General features: G+C 73.3%; 14 protein-coding genes. 8 read left to right on the forward strand and 6 right to left on the reverse strand.

Annotation, left to right across the window (positions count from 1 at the left end):
- The gene (locus AW271_RS05080; RefSeq protein ID WP_062332408.1) at positions 1-639 is read right to left on the reverse strand and encodes a response regulator; all 639 of its coding nucleotides are present in this window, start codon (positions 637-639) and stop codon (positions 1-3) included.
- Positions 636-1694 (reverse strand): sensor histidine kinase, encoded by a 1059-nt coding sequence (locus AW271_RS05085; protein ID WP_218007940.1) that lies wholly within the window; start codon positions 1692-1694, stop codon positions 636-638. Before AW271_RS05085 ends, AW271_RS05080 begins: the two co-directional genes overlap by 4 nt.
- A 112-nt stretch (positions 1695-1806) precedes the next feature.
- On the opposite strand from AW271_RS05085, the gene AW271_RS05090 reads away from it, so the two are divergent.
- The 5 genes from AW271_RS05090 to AW271_RS05110 all read left to right on the forward strand — a co-directional run bounded on the left by AW271_RS05090 (position 1807) and on the right by AW271_RS05110 (position 8053).
- Positions 1807-2712: an ATP-binding cassette domain-containing protein gene (locus AW271_RS05090; RefSeq protein ID WP_062332414.1), complete on the forward strand. Its 906-nt coding sequence runs from the start codon at positions 1807-1809 to the stop codon at positions 2710-2712.
- Positions 2709-4184, forward strand: a complete 1476-nt coding sequence (locus AW271_RS05095; protein ID WP_062332417.1) for a DUF1349 domain-containing protein — start codon at positions 2709-2711, stop codon at positions 4182-4184. Before AW271_RS05090 ends, AW271_RS05095 begins: the two co-directional genes overlap by 4 nt.
- Positions 4181-4876 (forward strand): hypothetical protein, encoded by a 696-nt coding sequence (locus AW271_RS05100; protein ID WP_062332420.1) that lies wholly within the window; start codon positions 4181-4183, stop codon positions 4874-4876. The genes AW271_RS05095 and AW271_RS05100 overlap by 4 nt, the downstream gene beginning before the upstream one ends.
- 10 nt (positions 4877-4886) lie before the next feature.
- Entirely contained in the window at positions 4887-7163 is a 2277-nt protein-coding gene (locus AW271_RS05105) for an ATP-binding cassette domain-containing protein (protein WP_218007941.1), read from the forward strand.
- A 119-nt stretch (positions 7164-7282) separates the two neighbouring features.
- The gene (locus AW271_RS05110; RefSeq protein WP_062332423.1) at positions 7283-8053 is read left to right on the forward strand and encodes an SGNH/GDSL hydrolase family protein; all 771 of its coding nucleotides are present in this window, start codon (positions 7283-7285) and stop codon (positions 8051-8053) included.
- 142 nt (positions 8054-8195) lie between these two features.
- Here the strand turns inward: AW271_RS05110 and AW271_RS05115 are convergent, their stop codons facing one another.
- On the reverse strand, positions 8196-8639 hold the full coding sequence (locus AW271_RS05115) for a MarR family winged helix-turn-helix transcriptional regulator (protein WP_062332426.1): 444 nt from the start codon (positions 8637-8639) through the stop codon (positions 8196-8198).
- 88 nt (positions 8640-8727) lie between these two features.
- On the opposite strand from AW271_RS05115, the gene AW271_RS05120 reads away from it, so the two are divergent.
- From AW271_RS05120 to AW271_RS05130, 3 genes are all read left to right on the forward strand, one after another.
- Positions 8728-9339, forward strand: a complete 612-nt coding sequence (locus tag AW271_RS05120) for a GNAT family N-acetyltransferase (protein ID WP_062332429.1) — start codon at positions 8728-8730, stop codon at positions 9337-9339.
- A gap of 555 nt (positions 9340-9894) precedes the next feature.
- Positions 9895-10569, forward strand: a complete 675-nt coding sequence (locus AW271_RS05125; protein ID WP_062332432.1) for an SPFH domain-containing protein — start codon at positions 9895-9897, stop codon at positions 10567-10569.
- A 97-nt stretch (positions 10570-10666) separates the two neighbouring features.
- Positions 10667-11548 (forward strand): hypothetical protein, encoded by an 882-nt coding sequence (locus AW271_RS05130; RefSeq protein ID WP_157553902.1) that lies wholly within the window; start codon positions 10667-10669, stop codon positions 11546-11548.
- Here the strand turns inward: AW271_RS05130 and AW271_RS05135 are convergent.
- Genes AW271_RS05135 through AW271_RS05145 form a run of 3 tightly spaced genes read right to left on the reverse strand, consistent with a single transcriptional unit; the run spans position 11538 to position 14094 of the window.
- Positions 11538-12320, reverse strand: coding sequence for a TIGR02452 family protein (locus AW271_RS05135; protein WP_062332436.1), 783 nt, complete (start codon positions 12318-12320; stop codon positions 11538-11540). The genes AW271_RS05130 and AW271_RS05135 overlap by 11 nt on opposite strands.
- 29 nt (positions 12321-12349) lie before the next feature.
- Positions 12350-13207: a serine hydrolase gene (locus AW271_RS05140; RefSeq protein ID WP_062333129.1), complete on the reverse strand. Its 858-nt coding sequence runs from the start codon at positions 13205-13207 to the stop codon at positions 12350-12352.
- 17 nt (positions 13208-13224) lie between these two features.
- Entirely contained in the window at positions 13225-14094 is an 870-nt protein-coding gene (locus AW271_RS05145; RefSeq protein WP_062332439.1) for a LysR family transcriptional regulator, read from the reverse strand.
- Between the last annotated feature and the right edge of the window lie 55 nt (positions 14095-14149).

Below are 14149 nucleotides of genomic sequence, written 5' to 3' on the forward strand. Positions count from 1 at the left end.
TCATCCCCTGAAGCGCGGCACCACCAGCCCCGACTCGTAGGCGGCGACCACGGCCTGCGTGCGGTCGCGCAGGCCCAGCTTGTGCAGCACCCGGCTGACGTGGGTCTTCACGGTCTCCTCGGTGACGGTCAGCCGGTGGGCGATCTCCGGGTTCGACAGCCCCTCGGCGATCAGCCGCAGCACCTGCGTCTCGCGGGGCGTCAGCCCCTCGACCGACACCTTCGGCCGGAGCCGGGCGAACTGGCCGATGAGCCGCCGGGTGACCGTGGGCGCGAGCAGCGCCTCGCCGGCGGCCACCACCCTGACGGCGTCGAAGAGGCGCTCGGCCGTGACGTCCTTGAGCAGGAAGCCGCCGGCTCCGGCGCGCAGCGCGTCGTAGACGTACTCGTCGAGGTCGAAGGTGGTCAGGATGAGCACCCGGGCGCCGGGGGAGAGCCGCCGGGTGGCCTCGATGCCGTCCATGACGGGCATGCGGACGTCCATGAGCACGAGGTCGGGCGTGGTCGCGGCGCAGACCCGCACCGCCTCCGCGCCGTCGGAGGCGGTGCCGACCACGGCGAAGTCGGGCTGGGTGGCGAGCAGGTCGGCGAACGCCGACCGGACGACCGGATGGTCGTCGGCGATGACGACCCGGATCACGCCGCCGCCCCGGGGAGGACCGCCTCGACCATGAACCCGCCGCCTCTCACCGCTCCGGCCCGCACCGTGCCGCCCACCGCGCCCGCGCGTTCGCGCATGCCGACCAGGCCCAGCCCGTCGACCGGCCCCTCGATCGGGTCGTCGGCGCCCGGCCCGTTGTCGCGGACCGTCACCCGCAGCGCGCCGCCCTCGTAGGAGAACTCCACGTCGACCGCCGCGCCGGGCGCGTGCCGCCGGGCGTTGGTCAGGGCTTCCTGGACGATCCGGTACGCCGCCAGCTCCGCCACCGGTTCGAGGGCGATCGGCGTGCCGCGCAGGATGAGCCGGGTGGCCCCGCCGGAGGCCGCGCGGGCCGCGTCGACCAGGGCGTTCAGCTCCCGCAGCCCCGGCTGGGGCGCCCGCTCCGGCGGGCCGGTGTCCGCGCGCAGCACGCCGAGCAGGCGGCGCATCTCGGTCAGCGCGCCGCGCGCGGTGTCGCCGATCGCGCGCAGCCGGTCGGCCCCGGCGGGCGGCAGCCCCGGGGTGGCCAGCCGGGCCGTCTCGGCCTGCACGGCGATCATGGAGATGTGGTGGGCCACCACGTCGTGCAGCTCCCGTGCGATCCTGGCCCGTTCGCCGGCCGCGCCGCTGCGCATGAGGCTCTCCTCGATCACGTCGCGCGCGGCGGCGCTGACCCGGGCCCTGCTCCTGGCCTGCCAGGCGATCCCGGCCAGGGCGGCGCTGGGGGCGAGCGCCGCCGCCACCGGGGCGTGCCCGGTCACGGCCAGCGCCAGGTACGGCAGGGAGCAGGCCAGCGCCGCCCGGTCGGACGTCTCGCCCAGCCGGAACAGCGCGATCATGGTCGCCGCCAGGCCGGCGTACGCCGGGTGCCGGAAGGCCGTCAGCGACACCACCGTGGCCACCGTGACCAGCACGGCGGCGGCCGTCCGCTGCGGCCACAGCAGCACCAGCGGCAGGGTCGTCGCCAGGCCCACCAGCGCCAGGGCGGTCGACTCGGACGCGCCCACGGCGAAGGCGGCCACCCCGAGGAGACCTGCGACGACACGCCCGTTCACCCCGGTCATTCTGCCCGCCGGGGGAGGAACCGGCATCCCTCGTACGAGCTATCCCAGGACCGCTCCCTCGCGGGACGCCCCGGCCGCGACCCCGAGCCTAGGGTTCCGGAACATGGACGCGACTGTCGCAGTCAACGGGCTGCGCAAACGGTTCGGGGCGACCCGGGCCCTCGACGACATGACCTTCACCGTCCGGCCGGGCACGGTCACCGGGTTCGTCGGCCCCAACGGGGCGGGCAAGTCGACCACGATGCGGATCGTCGTCGGGCTCGATCGGCCCGACGCGGGGTCGGCGCTGGTGGGCGGGGTGGCGTACCGGACCCTGAAGAGGCCCCTCACCCACGTCGGCGCGCTGCTCGACGCCTCGGCCCTGCAGCCGAGCAGGACCGGACGCCACCACCTGCTGTGGCTGGCGCATTCTCAAGGGCTCGGGACCCGCCGGGTCGACGAGGTGCTCGGGCTGGTCGGCCTCGAACCGGCCGCGCGGCGGAAGGCGGGCGGCTACTCCCTCGGGATGCGGCAGCGGCTCGGCATCGCCGCGGCGCTGCTCGGCGACCCGCCGGTGCTGCTGTTCGACGAGCCGTTCAACGGCCTCGACCCGGACGGCATCGTCTGGATCCGCGGCCTGCTGCGCTCGCTGGCGGCCGACGGGCGCGCGGTGCTCGTGTCGAGCCACCTGATGAGCGAGCTCCAGGACGTCGCCGGGCACCTGGTCGTCGCCGGTCGCGGCCGGGTCGTCGCCGACCGCGACGTCGAGGACCTCATCGCGGCCGCCTCCGACGGCCGGGTGGGCGTGCGCACCACCGCCCGCGAGGACGCGATGGAGGCGCTGGCCCGCGCGGGCGCGACCGTGACGGTGACCGGCCCCGACACGCTGACCGTGGCGGGGTTGCCGGGGGCCGGGACGGTCGCGGCCCTGACGGCGGCCGGGGTGCCGTTCGCCGAGGTGAGCGCCCATCGGGCGACGCTGGAGGAGGCCTACATGGAGCTCACCCGAGAGAGCGTGGAGTTCCGGTGATCCCGCTGCTGCGGTCCGAATGGACCAAGTTCCGCACGGTACGCGGCTGGATCGCCGGGTCGATCGTGGCGATCCTGCTCACCGCCGGGGTCGGCCTGCTGGGCGCGGCCGGATCGGTCCGCTCCTGCGAGGGGCCGAACGGGAACGTCTGCCCGGAGATCCCGATCGGGCCCGGCGGCCAGGCCGTCGTCGACCGGTTCTCCTTCTACCACCGGGCGCTGCCCGGAGACGGCTCGATCACCGCCAGGGTCACCGGCGTCAGCGGCGTCATCACCTACCCGCCGCCCGGCCACGACCGGATCGTCCCGGGCGTGGTGCCCTGGGCGAAGGTCGGCGTCATGGTCAAGCGCGACCTCACCCAGGGGTCGGCGTACGCCGCCGTCATGGTCACCGGCGACCACGGCACCCGCATGCAGGACGACTTCGTGAACGACCTGGCCGCCGGCCGCGACCCGTGGGTGCGGCTCTCGCGGACCGGCGACGTCCTCACCGGGGCGACCTCGGCTGACGGGAGGTCGTGGCGGGTGGTCGCCACGACGCGCCTGGCCGGACCGGCGGTGATCGGCCTGTTCGCCGCCTCCCCCTGCGACGTCACCCTCGGCCAGGGCTCCCTCGGCGGGGTCGTCGGGGCCTGCCGGCTCACCAACGTCACCGGGCGGTTCGAGGACGTCAGCGTCGAAGGGGCCGCCGGAACCTGGACCCACGACGACGTCGGGGGCGAACCCGGCGCGCCGTCGTTGTCGGTCGGCTCGGCGCGCGACTGGGGCAGCGCCGTCCAGCTCACCGGCTCGGGCGACGTCGCCCCGGCGGGCGTCGACGGGGGCGCGGTCATCGAGCGCACCCTGAGCGGCGTGACCATCGGCCTGATCGCGGTGATCGTCGTCGCGGTGCTGTTCGTGACGGTGGAATACCGGCGCGGCCTGATCGGGGCGACCCTGGCCGCCACCCCCGGCCGGACCGGGATCCTGCCGGCCAAGGCGGCCGTGGTCGCGGCGGTGACGTTCGCCGGGGGCCTGGTCGCGGCGGCCATCGCGGTGCCCGCCGGGCTGCGGCTGATGCGCGCCAACGACAACGCCATCGCGCCCGTCACCACGCTCACCGGGGTCCGCGTGATCGTCGGCACGGCCGCGCTGCTGGCGGTGACGGCGGTGCTGGCCCTCGCGATGGGCGCGATCTTCCGGCGCAGCGCGGCGGCGGTCATCGCCACGATCCTGCTGGTCCTGCTGCCGCAACTGCTCGCGACCGCCTCGGTCATCCCGGTGGCGGCGGCCGAGTGGCTGCTGCGGCTCACCCCGGCCGCCGGGTTCGCGATCCAGCAGAGCATCCCCGCGTATCCGCAGGTCGAGGACTACTCCGTGCCCGCGCTCGGCTACTACCCCCTGCCACCGTGGGGCGGCTTCGCGGTGACCTGCCTGTACGCCGCCGCGGCGCTCGGCGCGGCGATCGTGCTGCTGCGCCGGAGGGACGCATGACGGCGATCCGCGCGGAATGGACCAAGTTCCGCACCCTGCCCGGCCTGCCGTGGCTCGTCGTCGTGCTGGTCGTGGCGACCGTCGGCGTGGGCGCGGCGGCCACGGCGCTGGCGCCCTGCTGCGACGTGCTCCCGTCGCGGATCTCCCTCGCGGGCGTGGCCGTCGGGCAGGCCGCCGCCGTCGCCCTGGCCGTGGGCGTCATGTCGGGGGAGTACGCCACCGGCCTGATCCTGACGAGCCTGCTCGCCGTGCCGGACCGGGGACGGCTGCTCGCCGCCAAGGCCCTGCTGACCGGGGCCGCCACGCTGGCGGGGGCGCTGGTGGCGGTCCCGGTGTCGGCGGCCGTCGGGCCCGGCGCCACGCCGACGGCCGTCATCGGGTCGATCGTCTACCTCGTCCTGGTGTCGCAGTTCGCCCTCGGCGTGGCCGCGCTGGTGCGCGACCCGGCGGTGGCCATGGGCGTCACGCTCGGGGTCTTGTACGGATTCCCGCTGGTCATCCGCCTGGTTCAGGATCCCGGCTGGCAGGAGCGGCTGGCCTGGCTCTCGCCGATGGAGGCGGGGCTGGCCGTGCAGGGCGGGCTGGCGCCGATCGGCCCCTGGGCCGGGCTGGCGGTGCCGGGCGTCTACGCCGCGGTCGCGCTCGCGGCCGGGCGCTCGCGGGTGGGCCGAAGTGCCGGCGCGGTCGTCTAGGCTCTCCGGCGTGCTGCCTCCCCTCAACGAATCGCTCGCGGCCGACTCCCACAGCCTGATCCAGGTGCGGGGGGCCAGAGAGAACAACCTGGCCGACGTCTCCCTCGACATTCCCAAGCGCCGGCTCACCGTCTTCACCGGGGTCTCCGGGTCGGGCAAGTCGTCGCTGGTGTTCGGCACCATCGCGGCCGAGTCGCAGCGGATGATCAACGAGACCTACACCGCGTTCATCCAGTCGTTCATGCCGCCGCAGAGCCGCCCCGACGTCGACGCGCTCCACAACCTGAGCGCCGCCATCGTCGTCGACCAGGAGCGCATGGGCGCCAACTCGCGGTCGACGGTCGGCACCGCGACCGACGCCTACACCATGCTCCGCGTCATCTTCAGCCGCCTCGGGCGGCCCCACATCGGGCCCTCGACGGCCTTCTCGTTCAACCTGCCCGACGGCATGTGCCCCAAGTGCGAGGGCCTCGGGCAGGTCTCGACGATCGACGTCGACCAGCTCGTCGACCGTGAGAAGTCGATCAACGAGGGCGCGATCACCGTCCCGCAGTTCAACGTCGACAGCTGGTACTGGCAGATCATGGCCAACTCCGGGTTCTACGACCCGGACAAGAAGCTCGGGGACTTCACCGAGCAGGAGTGGGACGACTTCCTCAACAAGCCGCTCACCAAGGTCCGGGTCGGCTCGAACAACCTCAGCTACGAGGGCCTGATCGTCAAGGTCAACCGCATCTACCTGACCAAGGACCGCGAGTCGATGCAGGGCGCCATCAAGGCGTTCGTCGACCGCGCCGTGGTGTTCGCCCCGTGCCCCGAATGCGGGGGCACCCGGCTGACCCGCGCGGCGCTCTCGTCGAAGATCAACGGCGTGAACATCGCCGACTGCTCGTCGATGCAGGTCAACGACCTGGCCGCGTTCCTGCGCACGGTCGACGACCCGAGCGTCGGGCCGATGCTGACCGGCCTGCGCGACCTGCTCGACTCCCTGGCCGGCATCGGCCTCGGCTACCTCAGCCTCGACCGCTCCTCCGGCACCCTGTCGGGCGGCGAGGCGCAGCGCGTGAAGATGGTCCGCCACCTCGGGTCGAGCCTCAGCGACGTCACCTACGTCTTCGACGAGCCGACCGTCGGCCTCCACCCCCACGACATCCGCCGCATGAACGAGGTCCTGCTCATGCTGCGCGACAAGGGCAACACCGTGCTCGTCGTCGAGCACAAACCCGAGGTCATCGCCATCGCCGACCACGTCGTCGACCTCGGCCCCGGCGCCGGCGAGAACGGCGGCACGATCTGCTACGCCGGCGACGTGCCCGGCCTGCGCGCCTCCGGCACCCTGACCGGCCGCCACCTCGACCACCGGGCCAAGCTCCGCGACCGCGTCCGCACCCCAAGCGGCCACATCCCGATCTCCGGGGCCACGCTCCACAACCTGAAGAACGTCAGCGTGAACATCCCGCTCGGCGTGCTGACCGTGGTGACCGGCGTGGCCGGGTCGGGCAAGAGCTCCCTCATCCACGGCCACCTGTCGGGCCGCGACGGCGTGGTCGTCGCCGACCAGACGGCGATCAGGGGCTCGCGGCGCAGCAACCCCGCCACCTACAGCGGCCTGCTCGGCCCGATCCGCACCGCCTTCGCCAAGGAGAACGGCGTGAAGGCGGCCCTGTTCAGCGCCAACTCCGAGGGCGCCTGCCCCGGCTGCAACGGCATCGGCCTCATCTACACCGACCTGGCCATGATGGCCGGGGTGTCGTCGGTGTGCGAGCAGTGCGAGGGCAGGCGCTTCACCGCCGAGGTGCTCGGCTACAAACTGCGCGGCAAGAACATCCACCAGGTGCTCGGCATGTCGATGACCGAGGCCCGCGACTTCTTCACCACCGGCCAGGCCCGCGTCATCCTCGACCGCATGGTCGACGTCGGCGTCGGCTACCTGCGCCTCGGCCAGCCCCTCAACACGTTGTCGGGCGGCGAGCGCCAGCGGCTGAAACTGGCCATCCACATGGCCGAGAAGTCGTCGGTCTACGTCCTCGACGAACCGACGACGGGCCTCCACCTGGCCGACGTCGACCAGTTGCTCGGCCTGCTCGACCGCCTGGTCGACGACGGCAACACGGTCGTGGTGATCGAGCACCACCAGGCCGTCATGGCCCACGCCGACTGGATCATCGACCTGGGGCCGGGCGGCGGCCACGACGGCGGCGAGGTCGTCTTCACCGGCCCGCCGTCGGCGCTGATCGCCGACGCCGACACGCTGACGGCCCAGCACCTGCGGGAATACGTGGCCTGACCGGACGCCGGCCGCTCCTGCTCACCAGGCTTTAAGACACGTGTCACCTGCTCGGTGAACATCGGACAAGCGGGCCTGATGCGATCATTCCGCACGACCACCTGAGCGCAGGAGCGGGCATGCGCTATCTCCGTTACGTCGCCGTCGGCGACAGCCAGACCGAGGGCCTCAACGACGGCGACGAGACGGCGGGCTACCGGGGCTGGGCCGACCGGTTCGCCGAGATGCTCGCCGTCCACCACCCCGGGATCCAGTACGCCAACCTCGCCATCCGCGGCCACCGCACCCGCCACGTGAGGTCGATGCAGCTCGACCCCGCCCTGGCGATGCGGCCCGACCTGGTCACCGTGATGGTCGGCATGAACGATCTGGTCCGTCCCGGCTTCGACGTCGACGCGGTGATGGCCGACCTCGACGCCGTCTACGCCGCCTTCGCCTCGGCCGGGGCGACCGTCCTCACCTTCACCTACCCCGACGTGACCCGCATCTCCGCGATGACCCGCCACCTGCGGCCGAGGCTGCTGGAGTTCAACCAGCGCATCCGCGAGTCGGCGCGCAGGCTCGGCGTGATCGTGGTCGACACGGAGTCCTACGAGATCGGGGTCGACCCGAGGTTGTGGTGCCGCGACCGCGTGCACGCCACCCCGCTGGGCCACTCGCTGATCGCCGCCGGCGCCGCCCACGCCCTCGGTCTGCCCGGCGCCGACGAGTCCTGGGCCGCCCCGCTGCCCCCGCTGAAGACGCCGAACCGGCTGGCCAGGTACCACGCGGAGGTGGTCTGGGTGGTGACCTTCCTCGGCCCGTGGCTGATCCGCCGCCTGACGGGCCGCTCCTCGGGCAACGGCCGCCTCGCCAAACGCCCCGCCCTGACCGACGTCGTCTCGAACTGATCGCGCCGGCCTTCCGCACAGGTGCTTCGGGCGTTGCCGTCGACTCCACGATCGCCGGCACGCCGCCGGCGCACCGCCTGACCCGCCACCCGCGCATGTGGGCGCCCCGTCTGCACGGTGGCCGTCCCCGGACCCGCCCGACCTAGAGGGCCCCTTCCGCGCCGCCGCGGAGACGGTCGGCGTGCCGTGCCTGGATGGCCAGCGCGCGGCTCAGGAAGGTCTCGACGACGTCGAGTTCGGCGAGGCTGAACCGCAGCAGCTCGGCCTGGGCGTCGTCGGCGATCGGCCCCCAGATCTCCCGGACGTCCTGTGTGCCCCGAAGGGTCAGCCGCACGTGGACCCGGCGCCGGTCGGCCGTGTCGCGGACCCGTTCGACCAGGCCGGTCCGCTCCAGCCGGTCGATGGCGGTGGTGGCGGCCCCTCCGGTGAGGCCGGCGGCGGCGGCCAGCTCGCTCGCGGTGAGCGGGCCGCGCGCCGTCAGCCGGCTCAGGCACCGCAGGTCGGTCCGGTTGACGCCGAGCCGCCGGGCCGCGAGTTCGTCGATGAGGTCGGTGGCGTCCTGGAGTTCTTGGACGTCCCTGGTCACGGCCTGAACCCTGGATTGCTTTGACAATCTAATCCTTAGAAAGTTGAATTAATAGGGCATGCGGAGTCTAACCTGCACGGAGGACGCGATGCCACGATCTTCTGCCCAGCTGCGCCCGGCGACGGCCGACGACGTCGCGGCCCTGCTGACCCTGATGGACGCCGTCCACGCATGGCTCCTGGCCCGGGGGCGGCCCGGGCAGTGGGGCACCGTGCCGTTCTCCCGCATCCCCGGCTTCCCCGACCGGGTCGCCGACTGGGCCCGCCAGAACGTCGTCACCCTGGCCGAACGCGACGGCCGCTGCGTCGGGATGCTGGCCGCGGCCCCCGTGGTCCCGCCGCGGATCCCCGCCGGGGCCGTGCCCGGCGGATCGTTGTTCATCCACACCGTGATGACCGACCGCGGTCCCGAGGGCCACGGCGTCGGCGCGGCCCTGCTGGAGGAGGCCGAGCGCCTCGCCCGGGCGCACGGCGCCCCCGCGCTGGCCCTCGACCACTGGGCCGGCAGCCCCGAGCTCGACCGCCTCTACGACGACCACGGTTACGTCAGGGTCGCCGAGTACACCGACGAGACGGCCGGCAACGTCGTGCGGGTCAGGTTGCTTCTTGGATCTGCTGACAACGCTTGGCTCATGGGTCGTGGCGATCAACGGGGCGCTCTGCCGGGCGCGGACCGGGCCGCCCCGGCGGGACCTTCCTGAGCGGTTCGGCTCCTGGGTCACGGTTGACAGTGGTGTCGGATCGTATCCAGGCGCCACGCATGGCCGCGGGCCGGCCCAGGACACAAGGCCGACCGCCACGACGAACGCGGCTCCATCACGGCTTTGCTCACCTGGCTCCGCGCCTGGTTTGAGAAACAGGCGTCGCCGGGCGGCGCGTGCTGGTCGCCCTCGGATTCGAGCACGTGCCGGTGGTCGTTCCAGAGGACCGTTATTCACGCGGCGGGGCGGGCTCTGTGTTTCCCCGGCCTGCCCGCTGCCGCTGCCGGGGCCCGTGGAATCGGCTGTGGCGATGTCGCGAAACAGGCTCCTTCGTGGGAGCCGGCCTGCGTGTTCGCCGGGTGCCCTGCCTTGACCGTCGCACGTCTGTGGGATGTGGAACGCGCCGCATCAGCCGGATCGTTTGGTTTGGGTCACCCGGCGGTTCGTTAGCGATATTTCCCCATATTTGTCTATCCGCGAAGTTACCCCCACTGTCCGCAAGCGGACGGTTACCTGTTCCCACTGGGGTGTGTGAGTTCACGAAGGCGGGAGCACATGGGCCTGATCCGTGGCGAACTGATCGACATCGTCGAGTGGAAGGGCGGGCGGCCGGGGGTCGTCGCCTGGCGGTATGACCGGCCGTTCGACGAGCTGAAGAACGGCAGCAAGCTGATCGTGCGGGAATGGCAGGTCGCGCTGTTCGTCCGGGGCGGGCAGATCGTCCGGGAGTGTCATGCCGGGACGCAGACCCTGCGGACGGGCAACGTCCCCGTCACGAGCAGGCTGCGGGGGTTCCGGTACGGGTTCCGGTCGCCGGACAAGGCCGAGGTGCACTTCGTCAGCACCCGCAGGTTCAGCAATCTCAAGTGGGGGACCCGGCGGCCCGTGCAGGTGCGCGATCCCGAGAACGGGCCGCTGCTGCTCGCGGCGCACGGGAGCTTCTCGTTCCGGGTGGCCGATCCGACCGCGTTCCTCAACCAGCTCGTCGCCGGGCAGGCGCTCGTCGAGGCCGAGCAGGTCGCCGAGGCGGTCCGGGGGCCGCTGCTGCGGCGGTTGACGAACACCGTCGCGGCCTGGTCGGAGCGGCGGGCGGTGCTCGACGTGCTGAACGACGCGGCGCTGGCCGACGAGGTGGCCGCCGCCGTCAGCAGGGATCTCGCCGAGACCGGGCTGGAGATCTGCGACATCGACGTCGGGGGCCTGACCACGCCCCTGCCACCGTGGGGGTAGCACGATGCACTGCGATCTCTGTGGCGGCGTGACCGAGTACGTCCCGGGGGACGAAGGCATGCGCTGCCCGTACTGTCAGGATTTCCAGCCTCTCGTGGTGACCGGGCCGGCGGTGCGGCGGCCGGTGGAGACGCTGCGCGGGCGGTTGCCCGTGACCGTCACCGACGAGCACCGGGTGGTGTGTCCCCGGTGCGCGACCACGTCCACGCCCGCGCTCCTGTCGTCGCGGTGCCCGGCGTGTGAGACGCCGATCGTCAGGGAGCTCGGCGGCGAGGTGCGGCCCGGGGCGGTGGTGCCGTTCGCGGTCGACCGGCGGCACGCCTCGACGGCCCTCGACCGGTGGGCGGCCGCCCGGGTGTCCGACGCCGCCTCGATGCGGGCCACCTTCCTCCCCGCCTGGGTGTTCGACCTGGAGACCGTCACCCGGTACGCCGGACGGCGCGGCGACCACCATTACCAGGCCGAGACCGACGACGAGGGCCGGAGCCGCCAGGTGCGGCGTACCCGCTGGCGTCACGCGCGCGGCAGGGTCGGCCGCCGGTTCGCCGACGTCGTCGTGCCGGGGGTGGGCCACCTTCGAACTCAGAGGTTGCCGGCCGCGACGGTGCCGTTCCGGGCCGAATACCTGTCGGGGGTGGAGACGCCGCGGTACACCGTGCCGCCCGACCAGGCGCTCGACCAGGCCAAGACCTCGGTGCGGCCGCAGGTCAGGGCGGCCTGCCTGGCCGACATCGGCGGCGACGACCGGCGGCTGCACTCCGTCGTCACCACCTATCCCTCGATCGACGGCGACCTCGTCCTGCTGCCGTACTGGACCGGCACCTATCTGCTCGACGGGAAGACCTGGCGCTTCACCGTCGACGGCGCCACCGGGGAGGTGCGCGGGAGACGGCCCTACAGCGCGGCCAGACTGACCGCGCCGATCGTGGTGCTCCTGCTGGTCGTGCTCGTCGCCGGGCTGGTGCTGGTCAGCCGGTGAAGGCCGCCGCGAACGCGGCGAACGTCGGGGCGCCCGGCTGTCGGTCGAGCACGGCGAACCTGACGTGGTCGAACGGCTGCGGCCCGGCGAGGGCCGAGGCGAAGGCGGCGGCGACCATCGCGGGGTCGTTGCCGAACACCCCGCAGCCCCACGCGCCGAGCACCAGCCGCCGGTGCCCGTGCGCGGCCGCGACGTCGAGCACCCGCGCCGCCCTGGCGTCGAGCAGGCCGGCGAGTTCGCCGGGCGACGCGCTCGGCGGCTGCCCCATGGCCCGCGCGTTGGGCGCGGCCGAGGTCAGGAACGCCACCCGGTAGGGCTCGTCGAGCAGGCCGCCCCTGTCGTCGCGGAACACCGGCACGCCGGGGGAGTAGATCACCCGGTCGCTGTAGCGGAGGTCGCCCTGTTCGCGGTGGAAGGCGTAGAACGCGGGGGCGGCGGTCAGGCAGGTGTAGAGCGCCGAGGCGCGGGCCACGTCCTCCTCCTGCGCCTTCGCGCCGTTCAGGAAGCCGCCGCCGGGGTTCCTGGCCGAGGCGAAGACCAGGCAGGCCGGGTCGCCGCCGAGCTCGCGGGCCCCCTGGAGCGTGGTCTGGTTGCGCACGTCGATCAGCGGCGTTCGGTCGCCGCGCCGGTCGAGCCGCTCGCCGGGCAGGTGGAGGCGGGTGCGGGCCGGGTCGACGGTCACCTCGACCCAGCGGCCGGAGGGAAGCCGGTATCCGCCGGTCTCGACGATGTCCATGGTCTCGCGGGCGACGGCCCGCAGTCGGGTGCTCATTTGCCGCGATCGTCGCAAAGCGACCGGGGTCAGCGCGACCGGATTTCGTCCCGTAAGGCCCGCGCCACCTGAGCCATCAGCGCCTCCGCGCCGGGTTGCCGGACCGCCGCGACGCGCGACTCCGTCAGCGCCGCCACGGCGTAGACCTGGCCGCCGGCGTGCTCCACCACGCCGACCTCGTGGCGCAGGTTGAGCATCGTGCCGGTCTTGGACGACCAGGTCGTCAGGTCGGAGGTGAAGTCGGGGGCCAGGCGCTGGCGCAGCACGTTGTCGCCCATCAGCTCGCGCACCCGCCCGGCCACCCAGGGGTCGATCGCGGACGGCCGCCACAACGCCGCCAGCAGGTCGACGAAGGCGCGGGCCGACCCCGACGAGCCCCGCGTCACGTCGAGCTGGGGGACCGGGTGGCCGCGTCCGGCGGTGGCGCCCTCGATGGCCAGCACGTGGGCCAGATGACCGCCGAGCGCCTGCACCGGGCTGTCGGTCAGGTGGCGCAGCGTGTGGCGGATCGAGATGCCGCGCAACCCGTGGTCGTCCAGGAACGCGGCCACCATCGCGGGCGGGGTCAGCTCGAACAGGGCGTCGCCGGCGGTGTTGTCGCTGATCGTCATGGTCAGCAGGAGCAGGTCGTCGACGGCGATCTCGGCCGGGTGGCGGAACCTGCTGGCGCCGGTCGGGCCGGGGGAGTGGCGGGCGCCGGGGCCGACCGTCAGGCGCATGGCCCCGTCGAGCTCGCCGCGCCTGACCCGGTAGAGGGTGGCCGCCGCCAGCGGGATCTTGACCAGCGACGCGGTGGTGTACTCGTCGTCGGGGTCGATGCCGATCTCCTCGCCGGTACGCAGGTCGCGGACCAGGAAGGAGCCCCGCAGGCCGCCCTCCTCCAGCATCCGGCGCAGGTCACGGATCACGCGTCAACCCCCAGGCAGGCGGCCACCCGACGCCATCCCCGCACCCGCTCGGCGTCGTCCCCGATGGCGGAGGCCACAGCGTACCCGCGCGGGAGGCGCAGTTCGCCGACGGGCCGCCACTCCAGCCCGAGCTCGGCGGCCTGGCGCGGCGAGCAGAGCAGCAGGTCGGCCGAGACCATCACCTCGGCGGCGGCCACGACCAGCGAGGGCGCGACCGCGACCTGGGAGGGCAGCAGGCCGGCGGCGTCCCTGATCCGGAACAGGCGATCTCTGATGTGCGGGACGTCGTCCTCCGGCTGGATCCAGATCCTCGGCCGGCGGCCCGACCTGTCGGCGCGGGCGGGCCGGAGGCTCTCGACGTACACGACCGGACCCGGCGGACCCCCCACGCCGGCCAGGCCCAGGTCGACCACCCACGTCGCACCGTCTTCGGGCGTGGCGACCAGCGCCGCGCGGACCTCGCGGGAGCGCGCCAGCTCGGCCCTGATCCCGGCGGCGGCGGCGACCACGTCGAGGTGCACGCCCTCCTGCCGGGCCTCCACCGTCAGCAGGGCCAGGTCGCGGACCGCGCAGATCTCCGGCACGGCCAGCCGGAGCGGCTTGAGCCGGGCCTGGCCCGCCTCCCACTCCATGTCGTCGGCGAGCCGCACCAGGCGCTGCGCCGACGGGAGCAGGTCGCGGCCGAAGTCGGTCAGCAGCGCGCCCCGCGCGGACCGGTCGAAGAGCTTGGCGCCGAGGTGCTGTTCCAGGGCGGCGATGCGGCGGCTGGCCACCGGCTGGGGCACCTGGGAGGCGGCGGCGCCCTCGGTGAAGCTGCCGCGTTCGCTGACGTTGACGAACACTCTCCAGGCTGCGAGGAGGTCCACGACCAGGAATTATGTCATGAATGCATAATGTAGTCTTCAAGTGTCTTTGACGGTA

The sequence above is a fragment of the Herbidospora sakaeratensis genome, assembly GCF_001570525.1.
Lineage (GTDB): Bacteria > Actinomycetota > Actinomycetes > Streptosporangiales > Streptosporangiaceae > Herbidospora > Herbidospora sakaeratensis.